At 59.5% G+C, this 23,397-nt stretch carries 19 protein-coding genes; 17 read left to right on the top strand and 2 right to left on the bottom strand.

All coding sequences use genetic code 11. The features are described 5' to 3' along the window. Positions 1–81 precede the first annotated feature (81 nt). Both QMX91_RS16650 and map read right to left on the bottom strand, forming a co-directional pair. A complete protein-coding gene (locus QMX91_RS16650; RefSeq protein ID WP_210558092.1) occupies positions 82–2,784 on the bottom strand; it encodes a [protein-PII] uridylyltransferase in 2,703 nt (900 codons plus the stop codon). Between the two features lie 41 nt (positions 2,785–2,825). Further along, positions 2,826–3,608 (bottom strand): type I methionyl aminopeptidase, encoded by a 783-nt coding sequence (gene map, locus QMX91_RS16645; RefSeq protein WP_007964271.1) that lies wholly within the window; start codon positions 3,606–3,608, stop codon positions 2,826–2,828. Between the two features lie 373 nt (positions 3,609–3,981). Here map and rpsB point away from each other — a divergent pair, with 373 nt between their 5' ends. The 17 genes from rpsB to QMX91_RS16560 all read left to right on the top strand — a co-directional run bounded on the left by rpsB (position 3,982) and on the right by QMX91_RS16560 (position 23,297). Next, on the top strand, positions 3,982–4,719 hold the full coding sequence (gene rpsB / locus QMX91_RS16640; RefSeq protein ID WP_003222119.1) for a 30S ribosomal protein S2: 738 nt from the start codon (positions 3,982–3,984) through the stop codon (positions 4,717–4,719). Between the two features lie 203 nt (positions 4,720–4,922). Beyond that, positions 4,923–5,786, top strand: a complete 864-nt coding sequence (gene tsf / locus QMX91_RS16635) for a translation elongation factor Ts (RefSeq protein ID WP_027611027.1) — start codon at positions 4,923–4,925, stop codon at positions 5,784–5,786. 212 nt (positions 5,787–5,998) lie between these two features. After that, entirely contained in the window at positions 5,999–6,742 is a 744-nt protein-coding gene (gene pyrH / locus QMX91_RS16630; RefSeq protein WP_003222124.1) for a UMP kinase, read from the top strand. After that, entirely contained in the window at positions 6,739–7,296 is a 558-nt protein-coding gene (gene frr / locus QMX91_RS16625) for a ribosome recycling factor (protein ID WP_047291868.1), read from the top strand. The genes pyrH and frr overlap by 4 nt, the downstream gene beginning before the upstream one ends. Positions 7,297–7,310: 14 nt before the next feature. Further along, on the top strand, positions 7,311–8,066 hold the full coding sequence (gene uppS / locus QMX91_RS16620; protein ID WP_003222128.1) for a polyprenyl diphosphate synthase: 756 nt from the start codon (positions 7,311–7,313) through the stop codon (positions 8,064–8,066). Then, a complete protein-coding gene (locus QMX91_RS16615) occupies positions 8,066–8,872 on the top strand; it encodes a phosphatidate cytidylyltransferase (RefSeq protein ID WP_007964272.1) in 807 nt (268 codons plus the stop codon). Before uppS ends, QMX91_RS16615 begins: the two co-directional genes overlap by 1 nt. After that, positions 8,869–10,059: a 1-deoxy-D-xylulose-5-phosphate reductoisomerase gene (ispC, locus tag QMX91_RS16610; protein WP_282413062.1), complete on the top strand. Its 1,191-nt coding sequence runs from the start codon at positions 8,869–8,871 to the stop codon at positions 10,057–10,059. Before QMX91_RS16615 ends, ispC begins: the two co-directional genes overlap by 4 nt. Before the next feature lie 54 nt (positions 10,060–10,113). Further along, a complete protein-coding gene (rseP, locus tag QMX91_RS16605) occupies positions 10,114–11,466 on the top strand; it encodes a sigma E protease regulator RseP (protein ID WP_047601293.1) in 1,353 nt (450 codons plus the stop codon). Positions 11,467–11,540: 74 nt separating this feature from the next. Next, on the top strand, positions 11,541–13,916 hold the full coding sequence (gene bamA / locus QMX91_RS16600) for an outer membrane protein assembly factor BamA (protein ID WP_098967465.1): 2,376 nt from the start codon (positions 11,541–11,543) through the stop codon (positions 13,914–13,916). A 45-nt stretch (positions 13,917–13,961) separates the two neighbouring features. Continuing rightward, positions 13,962–14,465 (top strand): OmpH family outer membrane protein, encoded by a 504-nt coding sequence (locus tag QMX91_RS16595; protein ID WP_003222140.1) that lies wholly within the window; start codon positions 13,962–13,964, stop codon positions 14,463–14,465. Between the two features lie 3 nt (positions 14,466–14,468). Then, entirely contained in the window at positions 14,469–15,524 is a 1,056-nt protein-coding gene (gene lpxD, locus QMX91_RS16590; protein WP_135295056.1) for a UDP-3-O-(3-hydroxymyristoyl)glucosamine N-acyltransferase, read from the top strand. A gap of 106 nt (positions 15,525–15,630) precedes the next feature. Then, positions 15,631–16,071 (top strand): 3-hydroxyacyl-ACP dehydratase FabZ, encoded by a 441-nt coding sequence (gene fabZ, locus QMX91_RS16585; RefSeq protein WP_003222142.1) that lies wholly within the window; start codon positions 15,631–15,633, stop codon positions 16,069–16,071. Then, positions 16,068–16,844: an acyl-ACP--UDP-N-acetylglucosamine O-acyltransferase gene (gene lpxA / locus QMX91_RS16580; protein WP_007964278.1), complete on the top strand. Its 777-nt coding sequence runs from the start codon at positions 16,068–16,070 to the stop codon at positions 16,842–16,844. The genes fabZ and lpxA overlap by 4 nt, the downstream gene beginning before the upstream one ends. Next, positions 16,844–17,977, top strand: coding sequence for a lipid-A-disaccharide synthase (gene lpxB, locus QMX91_RS16575; RefSeq protein ID WP_282413063.1), 1,134 nt, complete (start codon positions 16,844–16,846; stop codon positions 17,975–17,977). Before lpxA ends, lpxB begins: the two co-directional genes overlap by 1 nt. An 8-nt stretch (positions 17,978–17,985) precedes the next feature. Beyond that, the gene (gene rnhB, locus QMX91_RS16570; protein ID WP_027611036.1) at positions 17,986–18,612 is read left to right on the top strand and encodes a ribonuclease HII; all 627 of its coding nucleotides are present in this window, start codon (positions 17,986–17,988) and stop codon (positions 18,610–18,612) included. Between the two features lie 76 nt (positions 18,613–18,688). Then, positions 18,689–22,210: a DNA polymerase III subunit alpha gene (gene dnaE / locus QMX91_RS16565; protein ID WP_135295058.1), complete on the top strand. Its 3,522-nt coding sequence runs from the start codon at positions 18,689–18,691 to the stop codon at positions 22,208–22,210. 139 nt (positions 22,211–22,349) lie between these two features. Further along, positions 22,350–23,297, top strand: coding sequence for an acetyl-CoA carboxylase carboxyltransferase subunit alpha (locus QMX91_RS16560; protein WP_064586192.1), 948 nt, complete (start codon positions 22,350–22,352; stop codon positions 23,295–23,297). Positions 23,298–23,397: the final 100 nt, after the last annotated feature.

The raw sequence follows: 23,397 nt of genomic DNA, 5'->3' as shown, positions 1-23,397 counted from the left end.
GCGGTGTGTCATTGAATGATGTGTTGCCTGACACACCGCTTTCGCGAGCAAGCCCGCTCCCACAGGGGGGAAGTTGCTGGATCAAATACTGATGCGCGAAAGCTTGATATCCGGTTCCTGATTGACGCTCAGTTGCTCGACGATTGCGTCCTGCAGGCGACTGCACAGCAGCGGGTCGGAGAGCGGCTGGTTGTGGGCGTCGGTGATGAAGAACACGTCTTCTACGCGTTCGCCCAGGGTCGCAATCTTGGCGTTCTGCAGCGACAGGTCGAACTCGAGGAAGATCCCGCCGATCCGTGCCAGCAGGCCCGGGCGATCCGGTGCCGTCAGTTCCAGCACTGTCACCGGACGCTGGGCGTCGTTGTGGATCGTCACCTGCGGCGCGAAGGCGAAGTGCTTGAGCTGGCGCGGCACCCGGCGCTGGATGATCGTCGGGTAGTCGTCGGGGTTACGCAGGGCTTCGGTCAGGCCGTCGCGTATCTGTTTGACCCGGGCCGGGTTGTCGCCGATCGAGTCACCGTCGGTATCGAGCACGATGTAGGTGTCGAGGGTGAACTGGCTGCTCGAAGTGATGACCCGGGCGTCGTGAATGTTCAGGTTGAGCTGGTCCATCGCGGCCACGGTCACGGCGAAGAAATCGTGCTGGTCGGGGGCGTAGATGAAGATCTGCGTGCCACCTTCGAACTCGCGCTGGGTGGTTTCCTTGATCAGCACCAGCGGACCGCCATCGGCCGGCTGCTGCAGGATCGCGTCACTGTGCCAGGCCACGTCGCCGGCGGTGTGACGCAGGAAATAGTCATCGCCCAACTGCGCCCACAACTGCTCGACGTCGTCCGGATCGGTGCCGCCGCGCACGAGGATGTCCAGCGCCGCACTCTGGGTCTGGCGGATCTGCTCTTCGCGATCCACCGGATTTTCCAGGCCACGGCGCAGAGCGCGTTTGGTCTCGGTGTAGAGCTGGCGCAGCAGGCTGGCGCGCCACGAATTCCATAGGGTCGGGTTGGTGGCGTTGATGTCGGCCACGGTCAGCACATACAAGTAGTCCAGACGGGTCTCGTCGCTGACGATCTGGGCGAAATCGTGGATCACCTGCGGATCGGACAGATCCTTGCGCTGTGCGGTGGTCGACATCACCAGGTGGTTCTGCACCAGCCAGACGATCAGGCGGCTGTCCCACAGGGGCAACTGATGGCGCTGGCAGAACGCTTCGGCATCGACTGCGCCGATGTCCGAGTGATCGCCATGCCGGCCCTTGCCGATGTCGTGGTACAGACCGGCCATGTAGATCAGTTCAGGCTTGGGCAGTTTGGCCATGAGCTTGGCGGCCAACGGGAATTTTTCCGACACCTGGGTGTACTGCAACTTACGCAGGTGTTTGATCAGGTTCAGCGTGTGCGCATCGACCGTATAGATGTGGAACAGGTCGTGCTGCATCTGCCCGACGATGAAACCGAACTCCGGCAGATAGCGCCCGAGGATGCCGTAGCGGTTCATCCGGCGCAGGTTGCGGTGCACGCCGATCTTGCACTTGAACAGCTCGATGAACAGGCTGGTGTTGCGGATATCGTTGCGGAAGTTGTCGTCGATCAGGTGCCGGTTCTCGCGCAGCAGACGAATGGTGTCAGCGCGCACGCCTTTGATTTCCGGTTGCTGGGCCATCAGCACGAAGATCTCGAGCATGGCGAACGGCGTGCGGCGGAACACGTTGTCGTTGCGTGCTTCGATGTAGCCGTCGTGCAACTGGAAGCGCGAGTTGATCGGCTGCGGCGGTGCTTCGTCTTCCGGGGCGAGGATCACTTCCTCGAAGTGCTGGATGATCAGGTCGCTGAGCTGGGCAATGCTCATCACCACGCGGAAGTACTGCTGCATGAAGTTTTCGACGGCCTGTTTGGCGTCGTCGCCTTCAAAACCGAGCAGGCCGGCGATGGTCCGTTGATGATCGAACAAGAGGCGGTCTTCCGAGCGGCCGGCGAGCATGTGCAGGGCGTAACGCACTTTCCAGAGGAATTCCTGGGACGACGCCAACAGGGCGTTTTCGCTCTCGACCAAGAAACCTTCACCGGCGAGGGCGCGCAGGTTCAGGGTGCCGTACTGACGCCGTGCCACCCACAGAATCGTCTGGATATCCCGCAGGCCACCGGGCGAGCCTTTGACGTTGGGTTCCAGGTTGTATTCGGTGTCGTTGTACTTGTGGTGACGGGCCTTTTGCTCGGCGCGTTTGGCCAGGAAAAACTCCTTGGCCGGCCACATGTGCGCGGTGCTGGTGACATCGAGCATACGCTGGCGCAGGCGTTCGGGGCCGCAGATGGTGCGGCTTTCCATCAGGTTGGTGACCACCGTCAGGTCGGCGCGGGCCTCTTCGGCGCATTCGTCGACCGAGCGTACGCTCTGACCGACTTCCAGACCGATGTCCCACAGCAGCGTCAGAAAACGCTCGATGGAATCGCGGAAGACTTCGTGATCGGCGCTGTCCAGCAGGATCAGCAGGTCGATGTCGGAATAGGGGTGCAACTCACCACGGCCGTAGCCGCCGACCGCGACCAGTGCGATATCGGCGTCTTCGCTCCAGTTGAACTGCTCCCAGGCTTTTTGCAGGATGTTGTCGACGAACCACGCACGGTCTTCGATCAGTCGGCGGATGTCGCGGCCGCTGCGAAAACGCGTGTCGAGGACCTCGCGCGCCTGGCGGATCGCCTTCTTGAACGCCGCGATGGGACTCGCTTTCAGGGCCAGTTCAGCCTGGAACTGGCCGCGGTCGAAGAGTTCGGGATCCACCTGCGGCATCGATTGGCTTTCCTTCTATAGGGCTGGGAGCGTTCTTGGGATCAGGCCGAGACGCGCGGGATGGTGTCGTCGGCGCGCAGGGTGAAGATCTCGTAGCCGGTGTCGGTCACCAGCAGGGTGTGTTCCCACTGCGCCGAGAGCTTGCGGTCCTTGGTGATGGCGGTCCAGCCGTCGCCCAATACCTTGGTGTCGGCCTTGCCCTGGTTGATCATCGGTTCGATGGTGAAGGTCATGCCGGCCTTCAGTTCCATGCCGGTGCCGGCGCGACCGTAATGCAGGATCTGCGGCTCTTCGTGGAACACCTTGCCGATGCCGTGGCCGCAGAACTCGCGAACCACCGAGAAACCGTTCTTTTCCGCGTGCTTCTGGATGATCTCACCGATGTCGCCGAGGCGGCAGCCAGGTTTGACGATTTCGATCGCCTTGTACATGCATTCCTGAGTGACCTGCGACAGGCGTTCGGCCCAGACCGGCACTTCGCCAACGTGGAACATGCGGCTGGTGTCGCCGTGGTAGCCGTCCTTGATCACGGTGACGTCGATGTTCAGGGTGTCGCCATTCTTCAGCGGCTTGTCATTCGGAATGCCGTGGCAGACGACGTGATTGATCGAGGTGCAGATCGACTTCGGGTAGCCTTTGTAGTTGAGCGGCGCAGGGATGGCCTGCTGCACGTTGACGATGTAGTCGTGGCAGATCTGGTTCAGTTGATCGGTGGTCACGCCCGGTTTGACGTGTTCGGCAATCATTTCCAGCACATCGGCGGCCAGTTTGCCGGCGACACGCATGCCAGCGATGTCCTCGGGGGTTTTGAGGTTGACGGTCATACAGGCTCTCTCTGCGCTCGGCGGCGCTTGCTGATACGGATAGGGTGGCAGGTGTGGGATTTGCGACCCTGAAAAACGCGATTCTACCAGACGAAAGGAGCAAATCCGCGCCTGCGTGCATCGCGTCTGTCTATACAATGATGCGCTTGAAGGCGATTCCAAGGGGGCTGCGCCCATGTCCCTGGTGCGATTGCAGATTCCGGGTTCCGTTTCTGTGCACCCTGTGGTATAAAATGCGCCGCTTTCCGGGGATACCCCGAAAAGCTTAAATCCACACACGTGTCGACACGATGACCTGGGTGCTTTTGGCTTTATGCCACTGGTTGGTCATTGGGATACGTGGAGGCCAAACCCGACTTATTAAGGAACTATCATGTCCCAAGTCAACATGCGCGATATGCTGAAGGCCGGTGTGCACTTCGGTCACCAAACCCGTTACTGGAATCCGAAAATGGGTAAGTACATTTTCGGCGCGCGTAACAAGATTCACATCATCAACCTTGAAAAAACCCTGCCAATGTTCAACGAAGCTCTGACTTTCGTAGAGCGTCTGGCCCAGGGCAAAAACAAGATTCTGTTCGTCGGCACCAAGCGTTCCGCTGGCAAGATCGTTGCTGAAGAAGCAGCACGTTGCGGTTCGCCGTACGTCGATCACCGCTGGTTGGGCGGCATGCTGACCAACTTCAAAACCATTCGTGCTTCCATCAAGCGTCTGCGTGACCTTGAAGTTCAAGCCGAAGACGGTACTTTCGCCAAGCTGACCAAGAAAGAAGCGCTGATGCGCTCCCGTGACCTGGAAAAGCTGGATCGTTCGCTGGGCGGCATCAAGGACATGGGCGGTCTGCCAGACGCACTGTTCGTGATCGACGTTGACCACGAGCGCATCGCGATCACCGAAGCCAACAAGCTGGGCATCCCGGTCATCGGCGTTGTCGATACCAACAGCAGCCCGGAAGGCGTTGACTACATCATCCCAGGCAACGATGACGCAATCCGCGCTATCCAGCTGTACATGGGTTCGATGGCTGACGCAGTGATCCGTGGTCGCAACAATGTTGCTGGCGGCACTGTTGAATTCGCAGCTGAAGAAACTCAGGCTGCAGCTGAGTAATCGACGCCCTGGCGTTGACTCAGTAAGCAAAAAGGGGGCTTGGCCCCCTTTTTGCCACCTCGAAAACCGTTTGTTGGCGCCCACTTGTGGCAGCGCACCTCCTGCATTTGTAACGTGCAGCAGCTATAAGGTGTTTCGGGAAGAATTGAACGCCCGTTCGATCGGGTGGAATGGTTGAAAACCTATCCAAGAGGAATTTGAAAATGGCAGCAATTACTGCAGCGTTGGTTAAAGAACTGCGCGAGCGTACCGGCGAAGGCATGATGGACTGCAAGAAAGCCCTGGAAAAGGCTGACGGCGACATCGAAAAAGCCATTGATGACATGCGTGCTTCGGGCGCGATCAAGGCTGCGAAAAAGGCTGGCAACGTTGCCGCTGAAGGCGCAATCGCAATCAAGGACGACGGTAAAGCTGCCGTTATCCTGGAAGTGAACTCGCAGACCGACTTCCTGGCTCTGCAAGACGACTTCAAAAACTTCGTCGCTGCCAGCGTTGAAAAAGCTTTCGCTGACAAGCTGACCGACGCTGCTCCGCTGATCGCTTCGCAAGAAGCTGCTCGCGAAGCACTGGTTGCCAAAGTAGGCGAGAACGTCAACATCCGTCGTCTGGCCCGTATCGAAGGTGACGTTGTCGGTTCGTACCTGCACGGCAACAAGATCGGTGTCGTTGTAGCTCTGAAAGGCGGTGACGTCGAGCTGGCCAAAGACATCGCGATGCACGTAGCTGCCAGCAACCCTGAGTTCCTGCTGCCTTCGCAAGTTTCGGCTGAAGCGATCGAGCGTGAAAAAGCTGTGTTCCTGCAGCTGAACGAAGAGAAGATCAAAGGCAAGCCAGAAAACATTGTTGAGAACATGGTCAAAGGCCGTATCAGCAAGTTCCTGGCAGAAGCAAGCCTGGTTGAGCAGGCGTTCGTCAAGAACCCTGAAATCAAGGTTGGCGAGCTGGCCAAGAAAGGCGGCGCAGAAATCGTTTCCTTCACCTACTTCAAAGTAGGCGAAGGCATCGAGAAGCCGGTCGACAACTTCGCTGAAGAAGTTGCTGCCCAGCTGGCTGCCGCCAAGCAATAAGACGGTTTTTCAACTGTCGCCCGAAAGAGGCTGCCCGCTCACGCGCGCAGCCTCTTTTCAGATGGGGTTACCAATTTTTAATTGGTTTCCACTGGGAACTGACTTACAAAGCCAGGTTCCGATGGCGCTGAAGCAGCGCCAAGCTAGAGTGAACGGCAGCTGTAAAACAGCTTGCACAGAATTTTTTAAATACGCCGCAGGAGAGATTGGCAATGGCTCAGCAGGGCAGTGGTTATCAGGCTCGCTATAAACGCATTCTACTCAAGCTTAGCGGCGAGGCCCTGATGGGCTCGGAAGAGTTCGGGATCGATCCAAAAGTGCTGGATCGGATGGCGCTGGAAGTCGGCCAACTGGTCGGCATCGGCGTACAGGTCGGTCTGGTGATCGGCGGTGGCAACCTGTTCCGTGGCGAGGCCTTGAGCAAGGCTGGCATGGATCGGGTGACAGGCGACCACATGGGCATGCTGGCCACTGTGATGAACGCTCTGGCCATGCGCGATGCGCTGGAACGTGCCAATATCTCAGCCATCGTGATGTCGGCCATTTCCATGGTTGGCGTGACCGATCACTATGATCGCCGCAAAGCCATGCGCCACCTGAACTCCAAGGACGTGGTGATCTTCGCCGCCGGTACCGGTAATCCGTTCTTTACCACGGATTCGGCAGCCTGCCTGCGTGCCATCGAAATCGATGCCGACGTCGTGCTGAAAGCGACCAAGGTTGATGGCGTTTACACCGCTGACCCGTTCAAAGACCCGCATGCCGAGAAGTTCGATCATCTGACTTATGATGAAGTGCTGGATCGCAAGCTGGGCGTGATGGATCTGACTGCTATCTGCCTGTGCCGCGATCACAAGATGCCGCTGCGCGTATTCAACATGAACAAGCCCGGCGCCCTGCTGAACATTGTGCACGGCGGCGCTGAAGGGACTTTGATCGAGGAAGGCCAACAATGATCAACGAAATCAAGAAAGACGCCCAAGCGCGTATGCAGAAATCCCTGGAATCTCTGAACCACGCGTTCGGCCAGATTCGTACCGGCAAGGCTCACCCGAGCATCCTCGGCAGCGTCATGGTGCCTTACTACGGTACTGACACCCCGCTGAGCAGCGTGGCCAACGTCACCGTGAAAGATTCGCGTACCCTGCAAGTCGTGGCCTTCGAGCGCAACATGCTCGCTGCCGTCGACAAGGCGATCCAGAGCGCCGGTCTGAACCTCAATCCGACCAACCTGGGTGAATTGCTTTTGATCCCGATGCCTGCCCTCACCGAGGAAACGCGCAAGGGCTTCACCAAGCAGGCTCGTAGCGCAGCGGAAGATGCGCGCGTTGCCGTGCGCAACATTCGTCGTGACGCATTGGGTGAGCTTAAAAAGCTGGTCAAGGACAAGGAAATCAGTGAAGACGAAGAGCGTCGTGCCATCGCTGATATCGATAAGCTGACCAAGGAATCCGAGGCCCAGATCACCAAGGCCACGGACGAGAAAGAAAAAGACCTGATGGCCGTATAAGGGTCGAGCTTTTAATGGACAAGACCAAGCAGTCTGCGCCGTCCGCGGTGCCGCGCCATGTCGCGATCATCATGGATGGCAATAATCGCTGGGCGAAAAAACGCTTTATGCCGGGTGTCGCCGGGCATAAGGCCGGCGTGGATGCTGTGCGGGCAGTGATCGAGGTGTGCGCTGAGGCCAAGGTCGAAGTGCTCACCCTGTTCGCCTTCTCCAGTGAAAACTGGCAGCGCCCGGCCGATGAGGTCAGCGCCTTGATGGATCTGTTCTTCAAGGCGCTGCGTCGTGAGGCCAAGCGTCTGAACGACAACAACATCAGCTTGCGCATCATTGGCGATCGCTCGCGTTTCCATCCTGAGCTTCAGGCAGCGATGCGCGAAGCGGAAGCCATGACCGCCGGTGCCAACCGTTTCATCCTGCAGATCGCCGCCAACTACGGCGGTCAGTGGGATATTGCCCAGGCGGCGCAGCGTCTGGCGCGTGAAGTTCAGGCCGGGCATCTGCGTCCGGAAGACATCACACCGGATCTGCTGCAAACCTGTCTGGCCACCGGCGACCTGCCGTTGCCGGACCTGTGCATCCGCACCGGTGGCGAGCACCGCATCAGCAACTTCCTGCTGTGGCAACTGGCGTATGCCGAGTTGTACTTCTCCGACCTGTTCTGGCCGGACTTCAAACACGAAGCCATGCGCACCGCGCTGGCCGATTTCGCTTCGCGCCAGCGTCGCTTCGGTAAAACGAGCGAACAGGTCGAAGCTGGAGCCCGGGTTTAATGCTTAAACAACGAATCATCACTGCGCTGATCCTGCTGCCGATCGCTTTGTGTGGGTTTTTCCTGCTCGAAGGCTCCGGTTTTGCGCTGTTCATCGGTCTGGTCGTGAGCCTGGGCGCCTGGGAATGGGCACGCCTGGCGGGCTTTACCGCGCAGTCGTTCCGTGTCGGCTTTGCCGCTGTCGTCGCGCTGATGCTGTTCGTCATGTACGTCCTGCCGGGCCTCGCCCCTTGGGTGTTGGGCGCTTCGGTGTTGTGGTGGGCGGTGGCGACGTACCTGGTCCTGACGTACCCGCGTTCGAGCGAGCACTGGTCCACGGCGGCCACCAAACTGGTGATCGGCTTGCTGATCCTGTTGCCGGCCTGGCAAGGGCTGGTGCAGATCAAACAGTACCCGCTGGGTAACTGGCTGATCATGGCGGTGATGGTGCTGGTCTGGGGGGCCGACATCGGTGCCTATTTCTCCGGCCGTGCTTTCGGCAAGCGCAAGCTGGCGCCGCAAGTCAGCCCGGGTAAGAGCTGGGAAGGCGTTTATGGTGGTCTGGCGCTGAGTCTGGTGATCACCGCGATCGTCGGCCTGGTGCGTGACTGGACCGTGGCCGAACTGCTCAAGGGCCTGATCGGCGCTGCATTGATCGTATTCATTTCGGTGGTGGGCGACCTCACCGAAAGCATGTTCAAGCGCCAGTCCGGCATCAAGGACAGCAGCAACCTGCTGCCCGGTCATGGCGGTGTGCTTGATCGCATCGACAGCCTGACCGCTGCGATCCCGATTTTTGCCGTACTGCTGTGGATGGCTGCACCGTGAGCCGCCCGCAACAGATTACTGTTCTGGGGGCGACCGGTTCGATTGGCCTGAGCACCCTGGACGTCATCGCTCGGCATCCCGAGCGTTATCAGGTTTTCGCCCTGAGCGGCTTTACCCGCCTGAGCGAGTTGCTGGCCTTGTGCGTTCGGCATGTGCCGCAGTTTGCGGTGGTGCCTGAAGTGGCGGCGGCGCGTGGCTTGCAGGACGACCTGCGGGCTGCTGGCCTGTCCACTCGCGTATTGGTCGGGGAGGAGGGGCTGTGCCAGGTCGCCTCCGCCCCTGAAGTTGATGCTGTGATGGCGGCCATTGTCGGCGCCGCGGGCCTACGCCCGACGCTGGCGGCGGTGCAGGCAGGGAAGAAAATTCTCCTGGCCAACAAAGAGGCGCTGGTGATGTCCGGCGCGCTGTTCATGCAGGCCGTGCACAAGAGCGGTTCGGTGTTGCTGCCGATCGACAGCGAGCACAACGCGATCTTCCAGTGCATGCCGCAGGATTTTGCCCGTGGACTGGGTGCGGTCGGCGTGCGGCGGATTTTGCTGACGGCTTCGGGCGGTCCTTTCCGTCAGACGCCGATGAGCGAGCTGGCGCATGTTTCGCCTGATCAGGCGTGTGCGCACCCGAACTGGTCGATGGGTCGCAAGATTTCGGTGGACTCGGCCAGCATGATGAACAAGGGCCTGGAGTTGATCGAGGCCTGCTGGCTGTTCGACGCCAAGCCGTCGCAGGTGGAGGTGGTGATTCATCCGCAGAGTGTGATTCACTCGCTGGTCGACTATGTGGATGGCTCGGTATTGGCGCAGTTGGGCAACCCTGACATGCGCACGCCGATTGCCAACGCATTGGCCTGGCCTGAGCGGATCGACTCGGGTGTGGCACCGCTGGATCTGTTTACCATTGCGCGCCTGGATTTCGAGGCGCCGGACGAACAGCGCTTCCCTTGCCTGCGCCTGGCGCGACAGGCGGCGGAAACCGGCAACAGCGCACCGGCCATGCTCAATGCGGCCAACGAAGTGGCAGTCGCGGCGTTTCTCGACGGACGCGTTGGTTATCTGGAAATTGCGAGTATCATCGAGGACGTGCTGAACCTCGAGCCAGTGGTTGCGCTTGAGGATCTGGACGCGGTGTTTACCGCGGACGCGAAAGCGCGGATTCTGGCCGAACAATGGCTTGATCGTCACGGCCGATAGCCGTTGCAGACCCATGGCTTCACGCGGCACTGAACAGGATTGCGGAGAAAGTAGATGAGCGCGCTCTATATGATTGCCGGCACCCTGATCGCTTTGGGTGTACTGGTCACCTTTCACGAATTCGGCCACTTCTGGGTCGCGCGTCGCTGTGGCGTCAAGGTTTTGCGTTTTTCCGTAGGCTTCGGCATGCCCCTGTTGCGCTGGCACGACAAGCAGGGCACTGAATTTGTTGTCGCCGCGATTCCGCTGGGTGGCTACGTCAAAATGCTCGATGAGCGTGAAGGCGAGGTGCCAGCCGATCAGCTTCATCAATCCTTCAATCGCAAATCGGTTCGCCAGCGCATCGCCATTGTCGCGGCGGGACCGATCGCCAACTTCCTGCTGGCCCTGGTATTTTTCTGGGTGCTGGCGATGCTCGGCAGTGAGCAGATCCGTCCGGTCATCGGTGCCGTCGAGTCCGGCAGCATCGCAGCCAAGGCCGGTTTGAATGCCGGTCAGGAGATCGTTGCCATCGATGGCGAGCCGACTTCCGGCTGGGCGGCCGTCAATTTGCAGTTGGTCCGTCGTCTTGGGGAAAGCGGTTCCCTGCAATTGCTCGTGCGCGAGCAGGGCTCTACCGCTGACACGCCGCGCGAACTGGCGCTGGATCACTGGCTCAAAGGCGCCGATGAACCCGATCCTATTCGCTCGCTGGGTATTCGCCCATGGCGCCCGGCGTTGCCGCCGGTGCTGGCCGAGCTCGATCCAAAAGGTCCGGCGCAGGCCGCCGGTCTGAAAACCGGCGACCGCCTGTTGTCGCTCGATGGCCAGGCGCTGGGTGACTGGCAGCAAGTGGTCGATACCGTTCGTACGCGTCCTGATACCAAAATCTTGCTGCGCGTCGAGCGCGACGGTGCTCAAATCGACGTCCCGGTGACCTTGGCTGCGCGTGGCGAAAGCAAGGCGCCGAGCGGTTATCTGGGTGCTGGCGTGAAAGCAGTGGACTGGCCGCCGGAAATGATCCGCGAGGTCAGTTATGGCCCGTTGGCCGCAATTGGCGAGGGTGCCCGGCGTACCTGGACCATGAGCATCCTGACGCTGGACTCACTGAAGAAAATGCTGTTTGGCGAGCTCTCGGTAAAAAACTTGAGTGGGCCGATAACCATTGCTAAAGTGGCGGGCGCTTCTGCCCAGTCGGGCGTTGCTGATTTCCTGAATTTCCTTGCTTATCTGAGTATTAGCCTGGGGGTTCTGAATTTGCTGCCCATTCCTGTACTGGATGGGGGGCATTTGTTGTTTTATCTGATTGAGTGGGTGCGTGGTCGCCCCTTGTCGGATCGGGTGCAAGGTTGGGGGGTGCAGATCGGTATCAGTTTGGTGGTCGGAGTGATGTTGCTTGCTCTGGTCAATGATCTGGGTCGACTGTAAAGCTTCGCTGAATTGCGAATCTGCCGCATTTTGCGGCAGTTTGTTTATTGCCAGTTGGAATAAGAAAGGACTTCATGAAACGTCTGCTGCTAACTGCGGTTCTCACCGTATTGATGATCGCCGAAGTTCACGCCGAGTCCTTCACTATCTCTGATATTCGCGTCAATGGCCTCCAGCGGGTCTCCGCGGGTAGCGTCTTTGGTGCCTTGCCGTTGAACGTCGGCGAGCAGGCGGATGATCGTCGCCTGGTGGAATCCACTCGTGCGTTGTTCAAAACCGGTTTCTTTCAAGATATCCAGCTGGGCCGCGAAGGCAACGTTCTGGTGATCACGGTCGTCGAACGTCCGTCGGTCGCGAGTATCGAGATCGAAGGCAACAAGGCGATCTCCACCGAAGACCTGATGAAAGGCCTCAAGCAGTCCGGTCTGTCCGAAGGTGAAATCTTCCAGCGCGCCACCCTCGAAGGTGTCCGTAACGAGCTGCAGCGTCAGTACGTTGCCCAGGGCCGTTACTCGGCGACCGTCGATACCGAAGTGGTTTCGCAGCCGCGTAACCGTGTGGCGCTGAAAGTGAAGATCAACGAAGGAACCGTGGCTGCCATCCAGCACATCAACGTGGTGGGTAACACGGTCTTCCCTGATGACGATCTGATCGACCTGTTCGAGCTGAAAACCACCAACTGGCTGTCGTTCTTCAAGAACGACGACAAGTACGCCCGTGAAAAACTCTCCGGTGACCTGGAGCGCCTGCGTTCCTACTACCTGGACCGTGGCTACATCAACATGGATATCGCTTCGACCCAGGTGTCCATCACCCCGGACAAGAAGCACGTCTACATCACCGTCAACATCACCGAAGGCGAAAAGTACACCGTTCGTGACGTCAAGCTCAGCGGTGACCTGAAAGTGCCTGAAGACCAGGTCAAGTCGCTGTTGCTGGTGCAAAAAGGCCAGGTTTTCTCGCGCAAGCTGATGACCACCACTTCCGAACTGATCACTCGCCGTCTGGGTAACGAGGGTTACACCTTCGCCAACGTCAACGGCGTACCTCAGCCGCATGACGACGATCACACTGTGGACATCCTGTTCGCCGTCGATCCGGGCAAGCGTGCCTACGTCAATCGCATCAACTTCCGCGGCAACACCAAGTCCGAGGACGAAGTGCTGCGTCGTGAAATGCGTCAGATGGAAGGTGGCTGGGCTTCGACCTACCTGATCGACCAGTCCAAGACCCGTCTTGAGCGTCTGGGCTTCTTCAAGGAAGTGAACGTCGAGACGCCGGCCGTTCCGGGTGTCGACGACCAGGTTGACGTGAACTACGCCGTTGAAGAGCAAGCTTCCGGTTCGATCACCGCCAGCGTCGGTTTCGCCCAGAGCGCCGGTCTGATCCTCGGTGGTTCGATCACCCAGAACAACTTCCTGGGTACCGGTAACCGTGTGAGCGTGGGCCTGACCCGCAGTGAATACCAGAGCCGTTACAACTTCGGCTACGTTGACCCCTACTGGACCGCCGATGGCGTGAGTCTGGGTTACAACGCGTTCTATCGCACCACCGACTACAAAGATCTCAACATCGACGTAGCCAGCTATGCGGTAGACAGCCTGGGTGCCGGCGTCAACGTTGGCTATCCGATCAGCGAGACTTCGCGTCTGACCTTCGGTCTGTCCGCACAGCAGGACAAGATCAAGACCGGTCAGTACACCGTTGACGAGATCTTCGACTTCGTTAACAAGGAAGGCGATCAGTACCTGAACTTCAAGGCGTCTGCCGGCTGGTCCGAATCGACCCTGAACAAGGGCGTACTGCCGACCCGTGGTCGTTCGCAGAGCCTGACGCTGGAAACCACGATTCCGGGCAGCGACCTGTCGTTCTACAAACTCGACTACCGTGGTCAGTTGTTCCAGCCGATCACCGAAAACTACACCCTGCGTCTGCACACCGAGCTGGGTTATGGCGACGGTTATGGTTCGACCGACGGCTTGCCGTTCTATGAAAACTACTATGCTGGTGGTTTCAACTCGGTACGTGGCTTCAAGGACAGTACTCTGGGGCCGCGCAGTACTCCGAGTCGTGGTACCAACCCGGGTACTTCGGTTGACCCGGATCAGGATCCGCTGCCGTTCGGTGGTAACGTCCTGATCCAGGGCGGTGCCGAGGTTCTGTTCCCGCTGCCGTTCGTCAAGGATCAACGCTCCTTGCGTACCTCGGTATTCTGGGACGTGGGTAACGTTTTCGATTCGCAGTGCAAGGACACCACCAACGCAAATGGCTCGACGTCCAACACCAAGTGTAACGACATCAGCCTGAGCAACATGGCCAGTTCCGTTGGTGTGGGTGTGACCTGGGTCACCGCACTGGGTCCTCTGAGTTTTGCTCTGGCGATGCCGGTCAAGAAACCGGATAACGCTGAAACTCAAGTGTTCCAATTCTCCCTCGGCCAGACGTTCTGAGCGTCTGACCCAAGATAACGACAATGGATTTTGTAGGAGTGCATCGTGCGTAAGTTGACTCAATTGGTTCTCCTGGCCTCCGTACTGGTGGCAGGCCCGGCGTTCGCCGACATGAAAATCGCCGTTCTGAACTATCAGATGGCATTGCTGGAATCCGACGCGGCCAAGAAATACGCCGTGGATGCCGAGAAGAAGTTCGGTCCGCAACTGACCAAACTCAAGACGCTGGAAAGCAGCGCCAAGGGCATTCAGGACCGTCTGATGGCCGGTGGCGACAAGATGCAGCAGGGCGAGCGTGAGCGTCTGGAGCTGGAATTCAAGCAAAAGGCCCGTGACTTCCAGTTCCAGTCCAAGGAGCTGAACGAAGCCAAGGCAGTTGCCGACCGCGAAATGCTCAAGCAACTGAAGCCGAAACTGGATAGCGCAGTGGAAGAAGTCATCAAAAAAGGTGGCTTTGACCTGGTGTTCGAGCGTGGCGCAGTGATCGATGTCAAACCACAGTACGACATCACGCGCCAGGTTATCGAGCGCATGAATCAGCTGAAGTAACCCATGACCGTGACTATCAAGCTCGGCCAGTTGGCCGAGTTCCTCGGCGCCACCCTGCGTGGCGACCCCGAGACGCAAATTACTGGGCTAGCCACCTTGCAGGAGGCTGGCCCAGCTCAGTTGAGCTTTCTGGCAAATCCTCAATATCGCAAATACCTGGCAAGTTCCCAGGCGGCTGCGCTGTTGCTCAAGGAAGCCGATGCCGAAGGTTTTGTCGGTAACGCGCTGGTGGTGCCGGATCCTTATCTGGCTTACGCCCGTATCTCCCATCTGTTCGATCCCAAACCGAAAGCCACTGCGGGTGTTCATCCCACGGCGGTGATTGCACCGGATGCGGTGGTTGATCCAAGCGCCAGCATCGGTCCGTTTGTGGTGATTGAGGCCGGTGCGCGCATCGGTGCGCAGGTCACCCTGGGCGCCCATTGCGTCATCGGTGCCCGCAGTGAAATCGGCGAGGGCGGCTGGCTCGCTCCGAGGGTGACGCTGTACCACGACGTGCGCATCGGCAAGCGTGTAGTGATCCAGTCCGGTGCCGTTCTCGGTGGTGAAGGCTTCGGTTTTGCCAACGAGAAAGGTATCTGGCAAAAGATCGCCCAGATCGGCGGCGTGACCATCGGCGACGATGTCGAGATCGGCGTGAACACTGCCATCGACCGTGGCGCGCTGGCGGATACCGTGATCGGCAACGGCGTGAAACTCGACAACCAGATCCAGATCGCGCACAACGTCCAGGTCGGTGATCACACCGCCATGGCGGCCTGTGTCGGTATCTCCGGCAGCACCAAAATCGGCAAGCACTGCATGCTCGCCGGTGGTGTCGGCCTGGTGGGGCACATCGATATTTGCGACAACGTTTTCCTGACCGGGATGACCATGGTGACCCACTCGATTACCGAGCCAGGCGCCTATTCTTCCGGCACAGCCATGCAACCGGCGGCCGAATGGCGCAAAAGCGCGGCCCGCATCCGTCAGCTCGATGACCTCGCGCGACGTTTGAAGCAGCTGGAAAAGCGCGTCGGGGAAGTGACCCCCGGCAGCAATGCTTCATCTGATGGCTGATACCATTTCCATATCAAGTGTGCACAGCCTCTAGACTGCCTCCTTGATTTGCTAGAGGAGTGCGCGTCAGTCGCGCTCCCAATCTTTACATAGGCTTCCCCCCGAAATGATGGACATCAACGAGATTCGCGAATACCTGCCTCACCGTTACCCGTTCCTGCTGGTGGACCGGGTGGTGGAACTGGACACTGAAGGCAAGCGCATTCGCGCCTACAAGAATGTCAGCATCAATGAGCCATTCTTCAACGGCCACTTCCCGGCGCACCCGATCATGCCGGGCGTACTGATCATCGAAGCGATGGCCCAGGCTGCCGGGATCCTCGGTTTCAAAATGCTCGACGTGAAACCGGCCGATGGCACCCTTTACTACTTCGTCGGTTCCGACAAGCTGCGTTTCCGTCAGCCGGTGCTGCCGGGTGACCAGTTGATCCTGGAAGCCAAGTTCATCAGCTGCAAGCGCCAGATCTGGAAATTCGAATGCCAGGCTTCGGTCGACGGCAAGCCAGTCTGCTCGGCTGAAATCATCTGTGCGGAACGCAAGCTATGAGTTTGATTGACCCTCGCGCAATCATCGATCCGTCGGCCGTTCTGGCTGACGGCGTCGAGGTCGGCCCGTGGTCGATCGTCGGCGCAGGTGTGGAAATCGGCGAGGGTACCGTGATCGGGCCGCATGTGGTCCTCAAAGGCCCGACCCGCATCGGCAAGCACAACCGCATCTACCAGTTTTCCTCGGTAGGCGAAGACACGCCGGATCTGAAGTACAAAGGCGAAGAAACCCGTCTGGTGATCGGTGATCACAACGTCATTCGCGAAGGCGTGACGATTCACCGTGGCACCGTGCAGGACCGTTCGGAAACCACGCTGGGCGATCACAACCTGATCATGGCCTATGCCCACATCGGGCATGACAGCGTCATCGGCAACCACTGCATCCTGGTCAACAACACCGCGTTGGCCGGGCATGTCCATGTTGACGATTGGGCGATCCTTTCCGGTTTCACCCTGGTGCATCAGTACTGCCACATCGGCGCCCACAGTTTTTCCGGCATGGGCACTGCCATCGGCAAGGACGTTCCGGCGTTCGTCACCGTGTTCGGCAACCCGGCCGAAGCGCGCAGCATGAACTTCGAAGGCATGCGCCGTCGTGGTTTCAGCGAAGATGCGATTCACGCGCTGCGCCGCGCTTATAAGACCGTGTATCGCCAGGGCCTGACCGTGGAGCAAGCGTTGGCCGAATTGGCCGAACCTGCTGCGCAGTTCCCGGAAGTTGCGCTGTTTCGTGACTCGATCCAGTCGTCGACTCGCGGCATCACCCGCTGATCATGGCCAGTCTGCGTATTGCGCTGGTGGCGGGCGAAGCTTCCGGTGACATTCTGGGCGCCGGCCTCATGCGCGCCCTCAAGGCGCAACACCCGGCAGTCGAGTTCATCGGTGTTGGTGGCCCGTTGATGCAGGCCGAGGGCCTGACGTCCTATTTCCCCATGGAACGTCTGTCGGTCATGGGGCTGGTGGAAGTCCTTGGGCGGCTGCGCGAGCTGCTCAAGCGCCGCAAGGACCTGATCGCCACGCTGATCGCCGAGAAACCGGATGTGTTCATCGGCATCGACGCTCCCGATTTCAACCTCAACATCGAACTCAAGCTGCGTCAGGCCGGGATCAAGACCGTGCATTACGTCAGCCCTTCGGTGTGGGCGTGGCGCCAAAAGCGTGTGCTGAAGATTCGCGAAGGCTGCGATCTGATGCTCACCCTGTTGCCGTTTGAAGCAAAATTCTACGAAGAGAAGGGCGTGCCGGTGCGGTTCGTCGGTCATACGCTGGCCGATACCATTCCGTTGCAGGCCGATCGCGCCGCAGCGCGTGCCGAACTCGGTTTGCCCGACGGGCCGCTGGTCGCGTTGATGCCCGGCAGTCGCGGTGGCGAAGTCGGCCGTCTCGGTGCGCTGTTCCTGGATACGGCCGAGCGTCTGCGGGCCATGCGCCCGGGGCTGCGTTTCGTCATCCCGTGCGCCAATGCCGAGCGTCGCGCTCAACTTGAAGAGTTGCTGGTTGGTCGCGACTTGCCGGTCACCTTGCTCGATGGCAAATCGCACCTGGCCCTCGCGGCGTGCAACGCGGTGCTGATCGCTTCGGGCACGGCGACGCTTGAGGCGTTGCTGTACAAGCGGCCAATGGTCGTTGCGTATCGCCTGGCGCCGCTGACCTTCTGGATTCTCAAGCGCATGGTCAAGAGCCCGTACGTGTCGCTGCCGAACCTGCTGGCCCAGCGTCTGTTGGTGCCGGAATTGTTGCAGGATGATGCGACAGTCGAGGCCCTGGCCAAGACGCTGTTGCCATTGATCGAAGGCGGCGAAGAGCAGACCCGAGGCTTCGACGAAATCCACCGCACCCTGCGGCTGGATGCTTCCAATCAGGCGGCGGATGCCGTCCTCAACCTGATCGGTCAGAAACAATGAGCAAGACGATGCAGATGGGCCTGGATTTCACCCTGGTCGCCGAAGTCGAAGAACTGGTGGCCGGTGTCGACGAAGTCGGTCGCGGCCCGTTGTGCGGCGCAGTGGTGACGGCGGCGGTGATCCTCGATCCGAACCGGCCGATCCTCGGCCTCAACGACTCGAAGAAACTCACCGAAGCCAAGCGTGAGAAACTCTACGACGAGATCATCGAGAAATCCCTGAGCTGGTGCATTGCTCGCGCCGAAGTCGAGGAAATCGACGAGCTGAACATTCTGCACGCGACCATGCTCGCCATGCAGCGCGCAGTGGCCGGGCTGCATATTCAGCCGAAACTGGCGATGATCGACGGCAACCGCTGCCCGAAACTGCCGATGCGCGCCGAAGCGGTGGTGCAGGGCGACGGCAAGGTGCCGGCCATCGCTGCCGCGTCGATTCTGGCCAAGGTCAGTCGCGACCGTGAAATGGCTGCATTCGAATTGATCTACCCGGGGTACGGCATCGGCGGCCATAAAGGCTATCCGACGCCCGTTCATCTGGAAGCGTTGGTGCGGCTTGGCCCGACACCGATTCACCGGCGCTCCTTCGCCCCGGTGCGTCAGGCTTACGAGGCGCTTGAAGGTCTGACGCAGGTTTAGGCGCAAGGCTGATGTTTTGTTCGAGGCCCGGTACAATCCGGGCCTTGTTGTCTCTATGTAACTGGACAGGATCACTATGCCGGCTTCATTCGTTCATCTACGCCTGCACACTGAATACTCCCTGGTCGACGGGCTGGTGCGGATCAAGCCACTGGTCAAGGCGCTGACCGGCATGAACATGCCGGCCGTGGCGGTCACCGATCAGAACAACATGTGTTCCCTGGTCAAATTCTATAAAAACGCCATGGGCGCCGGCATCAAGCCGATCTGCGGTGCCGACCTGTGGCTGTCGAACAAGGATCCGGACGGGCCATTGAGCCGGATCAGCCTGTTGGTGATGAACGCCAAGGGTTATCGCAATCTCACCGAGCTGATCTCGCGCGGCTTCATCGACGGCCAGCGCAACGGCATGATCATCATCGAGCGTGAATGGGTCGCCGAGGCCAACGAAGGCTTGATCATGCTGTCCGCCGCCAAAGAAGGCGAGATCGGCATGGCCATGATCAGTGGCAACCCGGACGAAGCCGAAACGCTGGCGCGCGAATGGATGGCGGTGTTCCCGGATCGTTTCTATCTGGAGATCCAGCGCACCAATCGTCCCAACGACGAAGAGCAACTGCACGGTGCCGTGGCCCTGGCCGACAAGCTCGGCGCGCCGCTGGTGGCGACCAACGATGTGCGTTTCATCAAGCAGGAAGACTTCGCCGCTCACGAAACCCGCGTGTGCATCGGTGAGGGCCGTGCCCTCGACGATCCGCGGCGTTCGAAGAATTACAGCGACCAGCAATACCTCAAAAGCGCCCAGGAAATGGCCGAGCTGTTCAGCGACATTCCCGACGCGATCGAAAACACCGTCGAGATCGCCAAGCGCTGCAACATCGACGTGAAGCTGGGCAAGCACTTCCTGCCCGACTACCCGATTCCCGATGGCATGACCATCGACGAATATTTCCGCAAGGTGTCGTTCGACGGTCTGGAAGACCGCCTCAGCGTACTGCTGCCCAAGGACACTACCGAAGATTACGACGCCAAGCGTCAGGTCTATGTCGACCGGCTGAATTTCGAGCTGGATATCATCATCCAGATGGGCTTCCCCGGTTATTTCCTGATCGTGATGGACTTTATCCAGTGGGCCAAGAACAACGGTGTGCCGGTGGGCCCGGGCCGTGGGTCGGGTGCCGGCTCGCTGGTGGCCTATGTGCAGAAGATCACTGACCTCGATCCGCTGGAATACGACCTGCTGTTCGAACGGTTCCTCAACCCGGAACGGGTCTCGATGCCCGACTTCGACGTCGACTTCTGCATGGACGGTCGTGACCGGGTGATCGACTACGTGGCCGAGAAATACGGTCGCAACGCGGTAAGCCAGATCATCACCTTCGGTTCCATGGCCGCCAAGGCAGTGGTGCGCGACGTGGCGCGGGCCCAGGGCAAGTCATTCGGCCTGGCGGATCGTCTGTCGAAGATGATTCCGTTCGAAGTCGGCATGACCCTGGAAAAAGCCTACGAGCAGGAGGAGATCCTGCGCGACTTCATCAAGGTCGATGAGGAAGCGGCGGAAATCTGGGAGATGGCGCGCAAGCTCGAGGGTGTGGTGCGTAACGTCGGCAAGCACGCCGGTGGTGTGGTAATCGCCCCGACCAAGCTGACCGACTTCTCGCCGATCTATTGCGACGAGGCTGGCGATGGTCTGGTGACCCAATTCGACAAGGACGACGTCGAGGCGGCCGGTCTGGTGAAGTTCGACTTCCTCGGCCTGCGGACCCTGACGATCATCGACTGGGCGCTTAAAACCATCAACCGTGACCGCGCCAAGGTCAACGAGCCGCCGCTGGATATCGCGTTTATCCCGCTGGATGACAAACCGACTTATCAGCTGCTGCAAAAAGCTGAAACCACTGCGGTATTCCAGCTCGAATCCCGGGGCATGAAAGAGCTGATCAAAAAGCTCAAGCCTGACTGTCTCGAAGACTTGATCGCACTGGTGGCCCTGTTCCGTCCGGGCCCGCTGCAATCGGGCATGGTGGATGACTTCATCAACCGTAAGCACGGCCGCGCCGAATTGGCTTATCCGCATCCGGATTACCAGTATGAAGGCCTGCAGCCGGTACTGGCGCCGACTTACGGCATCATTCTGTATCAGGAACAGGTGATGCAGATCGCCCAGGTCATGGCCGGTTACACCCTCGGTGGTGCGGACATGCTGCGTCGGGCGATGGGTAAGAAAAAACCCGAGGAAATGGCCAAACAGCGCGGCGGCTTCATTGAGGGTTGTGCGTCGAACAATATCGACGCGGATCTTGCCGGTAACATTTTCGACCTGGTGGAAAAATTCGCCGGTTACGGCTTCAACAAGTCCCACTCCGCCGCTTACGGCCTGGTGTCGTACCAGACTGCCTGGCTGAAAGCCCACTACCCGGCGCCATTCATGGCGGCGGTGCTTTCGGCGGATATGCACAACACCGACAAGGTCGTGACCTTGATCGAGGAAGTGCGCACGATGAAGCTGCGCCTCGACGCGCCAGACGTGAACACTTCGGAGTTCAAGTTCACGGTGAACGACGAAGGCCGCATCGTGTACGGCCTGGGCGCGATCAAAGGTGTCGGTGAAGGTCCGGTGGAAGCGATTACCGAGGCTCGTCAGGCCGGTCCATTCAAGGATCTGTTCGACTTCTGCGCCAGGGTCGACCTCAAGCGCATCAACAAGCGCACGCTGGACGGTTTGATCCGCAGCGGCGCGCTGGATCGCCTCGGGCCGTACTTCCATGACGAGCAGAAGGCTTATCAGGCCAACATCGACCGCAACCGCGCGGTGCTGTTGGCGGCGATGGAGGAGGCGATCAAGTCGGCCGAACAGACCGCGCGCACCCGCGACAGCGGCCATGCCGACCTGTTCGGCGGGCTGTTTGTCGAGGAAGATGCGGACGTCTACGCGACGCACCGCAAGGCCAAGGAGCTGACCCTCAAGGAGCGGCTCAAGGGTGAGAAAGACACTCTGGGCCTGTACCTGACCGGTCACCCGATCGACGAGTACGAAGGCGAGATTCGCCGTTTCGCCCGGCAGCGCATCATCGACCTGAAACCGGCCCGCGACACGCAAACCGTGGCCGGGATGATCATTGCTCTGCGGGTGATGAAGAACAAGAAGGGCGACAAGATGGGCTTTATCACCCTCGACGACCGCTCAGGGCGGATCGAGGCGTCGCTGTTCGCCGATGCGTTCCACTCCGCGCAGTCACTGCTGCAGACCGACGCGATGGTGGTGGTTGAAGGCGAGGTCAGCAACGACGACTTCTCCGGCGGCCTGCGCCTGCGGGTCAAACGGGTGATGAGCATGGAAGATGCGCGGACCAATCTGGCCGAGAGCCTGCGCCTGAAGCTGCACACTCAGGACTTGAAAGGCGATCAGCTACGCTGGTTGGGTGAGCTGCTCAAGCGTCACCGCGGGGCGTGCCCGATCACCATGGAGTACACCAGCCCGGATGCGAAGACCTTGCTGCAGTTCGGCGAGACCTGGCGAATCGACCCGGCGGATGCGTTGATTCAAGCCCTGCGTGACCAGTTCGGGCGAGACAACGTCTTCCTCCAATACCGTTGACCGGCAAGTGCCATCATTGCGCTTGCCCACAACCTGAATTTTTAATCTCGACCTCAGCGCGCCTCTCCCTTAAGGTAGGGCGCGAATAGACAACCGGCCGGCCCAAGCTCATTTGGGACACGACCCAAGACGGACGCCTATGAACCCGAATTTTCTAGATTTCGAACAGCCGATCGCCGACCTGCAAGCCAAGATCGAAGAGTTGCGCTTGGTCGGTAATGACAATTCGCTGAATATCGGCGATGAGATCTCCCGCCTGCAGGACAAGAGCCGCACGCTGACCGAAGACATCTTCGGCAAGCTGACCAGCTGGCAGATCGCACGCCTGGCGCGTCACCCGAAACGCCCGTACACCCTCGACTACATCGAGCACATCTTCACCGAGTTCGACGAACTGCACGGTGACCGTCACTTCTCCGACGACGCCGCCATTGTGGGTGGCGTGGCACGTCTGGAAGACCAGCCGGTGATGATCATCGGTCACCAGAAGGGCCGTGAAGTGCGCGAGAAGGTACGCCGCAACTTCGGCATGCCGCGTCCGGAAGGCTACCGCAAGGCCTGCCGTCTGATGGAAATGGCCGAGCGTTTCAAGATGCCGATCCTGACCTTCATCGACACCCCGGGTGCTTACCCCGGGATTGACGCTGAAGAGCGCAACCAGAGCGAAGCGATTGCCTGGAACCTGCGCGTGATGTCGCGCCTGAAGACCCCGATCATCGCCACCGTTATCGGTGAAGGTGGTTCCGGCGGTGCACTGGCGATCGGTGTCTGCGATCAGCTGAACATGCTGCAATATTCGACCTACGCGGTGATCTCGCCGGAAGGTTGCGCTTCGATTCTGTGGAAAACCGCCGAAAAGGCACCGGACGCCGCAGAGGCGATGGGCATCACTGCCGAGCGCCTGAAAGGCCTGGGCATCGTCGACAAGGTGATCGGCGAGCCACTGGGCGGCGCCCACCGTGATCCGGCCGCTGCCGCTGCGTCGATCCGTGCCGAGCTGAGCTCGCAACTGGCGATGCTGAAAAAGTTCGACAACGAAGCGCTGCTCAAGCGTCGTTACGATCGTCTGATGAGCTACGGTCTCTGACAGATCTCGCAATACCCAATGTGGGAGCGGGCTTGCTCGCGAAAGCGGTATAACAGTCGACAGATGTGTTGAATGTTGAAACGCCTTCGCGAGCAAGCCC

Source organism: Pseudomonas sp. PS01299, from assembly GCF_029960145.1.
GTDB classification, from domain to species: domain Bacteria; phylum Pseudomonadota; class Gammaproteobacteria; order Pseudomonadales; family Pseudomonadaceae; genus Aquipseudomonas; species Aquipseudomonas putida_A.
This window is presented reverse-complemented; position numbering and strand designations above follow the sequence as displayed.